The following is a 1,890-nucleotide window of genomic DNA, read 5'->3' as shown; positions in this document are numbered from 1 at the left end:
GCCGGCGCATCGTTCACCGTGGACCCGAAGGGCCGCGTCAGCGAAAACCGGATCCACTTTTCCACGGAATGCGCTATGACGGCGTCGCGAGCCGGTAGACCGTGGAAGCGGCCCTGAAATCGGCCTCGCGTCGCCGGCGGCGTTCCATCGCCTCGTAATCCTCGCCCCAGATGCTCTCCTGATAGAGCTCGTCCACATGCGCGGCGGCCCAGGCCTGATCAAGGTCCAGCTGACGCGCCGCGTGGGCGAGAGCAATCAGCACCGACCCGGAGAGAGTCGTCATCACATGCAGGGCGGCGAGCGCGAACGGCGACCGGATCTGCTCGACAGCGCCACGAATCGCCGTGACAGCCTCGTCCGGCTGAGCCACATGCATGACGCCCTCGCCCAAGGTGAAACGGGCGCCGTGGGCGTCCCGAGCCCAGTCGAGAACCGGGCTCCAGGCCTCGTCCTGCGCATTGGCAAGACGTTCGGGCTCGCCGGCGCGGTAATAGACCAGGTCCGACCCGGCATAGCGCACGAGATCCTCCACGACCTCGGTGTGCCGGGGCGCTACCCCGTCGATCGCGGAATTGACGATGCGGGTAATGGGCATGGTGGAGGGATTGATCTCGTCCCCCTGCCCCTGCCATTCCGCGGCGATTGCTTCGGCCAGTTCGCGGGTCGGCACGGCCAGGGCCTGCTTGCTCGGCGTCTTGGCCGTACGCCCGTCGAGGGTCAGATGGAACAGGCCGTCCCGCTCCTCGACGCCGGCCTCCTTGTAGAAGCGCTTCGGCAGGGTGGGCTTCATGCCGGCCTGGGCAGCCCGCATGGGGTTGGGTTCCTCTTCCGACGGGAACCAGTCGCGTGGATCTGTCATGGGCATAAGATGGGGTTCAGGCGGAAATCGGCGAGGGAGCGTCCAGGAATTCCTGCAGAGCCGTCTCGAGTTCCTGAAAGGAATGGACGATGGGTCCCGCTCCCGCCTCGGTCAGAGCGGCCACGGTCTGAAATCCCCAGGATACGCCCACCGGCAGGACGCCCGCCGCACGAGCCATGGCCATGTCGAAGCTGGAATCACCGACCATGACCGTGTCGTGGGGCTCGGCCCCAACCTCCCGCGTCGCCTGCAGGATCATGCCCGGATGAGGCTTGGAGGGGGCATCGTCGGCGGTCTGGATCACCGAGAAGACGTCTTGCCATCCCTGGCGGGTGAGCAGATGAGCAACGCCACGCCGGGATTTTCCGGTGGCTATCCCGAGCAGCACGTCACCCCGACGTCGGAGCCATTCAAGGCAATGGTCGACGCCGGGGAAGATCGGCTCCGCATTTGCCGGATCTTGGCGCAGGGTGAGAAAAGCGTCCTTGTAGGCCGCGACGAGCCCATCGACAGGCCCCTTGGATCCGACCAGAACCGTAAACGCCTCCGCGAGGGACAGCCCTACGATGGAGAGTGAGCGTTCCCGGCTCGGCGGCTCCAGCCCATGGGCCGCGAACGCCATGCGCTGCGCCGCGACGATGATGTCCTGGCTGTCGACCAGCGTGCCGTCGACATCGAAGAGAACGAGCTTCAAGGATCTTTCCCGATCAGGATCAGTCGGCAGGTCAGGACTGCGGCTTGTCGGCGTGACAGAACTGCGGCGTGTTCATATTCCAGTTGCCGCACTTGTCGCAGGCCGTGGCGAGCAGCCCAAGACCGACGACGGCGGCGACGCGAATGATATGTTTCATGTGGGAGCCCCCTTATGGGCGGGCACCATATTCAATAATCGGGGCTGCATCCAGGACGCGTTTCGGGGAACGATCCCCGAAGCCCCGGGTTTTTTCCCGTTGTCTTTCTATCTTCCGACCTAAGGCTTGTGGGGATTCATCGTGAGTTGATGACGGCGGCGGCGAGGTAGATCATAGCCT

At 64.8% G+C, this 1,890-nt stretch carries 3 protein-coding genes; all 3 read right to left on the bottom strand.

Going from position 1 to position 1,890, the window contains the following annotated elements:
- Positions 1 to 73 precede the first annotated feature (73 nt).
- The 3 genes from KBI52_RS01710 to KBI52_RS33365 are packed head-to-tail and all read right to left on the bottom strand — an operon-like array spanning position 74 to position 1,710.
- On the bottom strand, positions 74 to 865 hold the full coding sequence (locus tag KBI52_RS01710; protein WP_371823096.1) for an ATP12 family chaperone protein: 792 nt from the start codon (positions 863 to 865) through the stop codon (positions 74 to 76).
- Positions 866 to 875: 10 nt separating this feature from the next.
- Positions 876 to 1,553 carry an HAD-IA family hydrolase gene (locus tag KBI52_RS01705; protein WP_173945675.1) on the bottom strand — a complete coding sequence of 226 codons (678 nt, stop codon included), beginning with the start codon at positions 1,551 to 1,553 and terminating at the stop codon, positions 876 to 878.
- 31 nt (positions 1,554 to 1,584) lie between these two features.
- Positions 1,585 to 1,710, bottom strand: coding sequence for a hypothetical protein (locus KBI52_RS33365; protein ID WP_256439450.1), 126 nt, complete (start codon positions 1,708 to 1,710; stop codon positions 1,585 to 1,587).
- Positions 1,711 to 1,890: the final 180 nt, after the last annotated feature.

The organism is Microvirga sp. HBU67558 (assembly GCF_018069605.1).
In the GTDB taxonomy this organism is placed as follows: Bacteria; Pseudomonadota; Alphaproteobacteria; order Rhizobiales; family Beijerinckiaceae; genus Microvirga; species Microvirga terrae.
Note: the sequence above shows the minus strand (reverse complement) of the source record. Positions and strands in the feature narration are given on the sequence as shown.

What these genes read in the sequence shown, in the direction of transcription:
- KBI52_RS01710 (WP_371823096.1), bottom strand. Translation starts at nt 865, where the DNA reads ATGCCCATGACAGATCCACGCGACTGGTTCCCGTCGGAAGAGGAACCC.
- KBI52_RS33365 (WP_256439450.1), bottom strand. Translation starts at nt 1,710, where the DNA reads ATGAAACATATCATTCGCGTCGCCGCCGTCGTCGGTCTTGGGCTGCTC.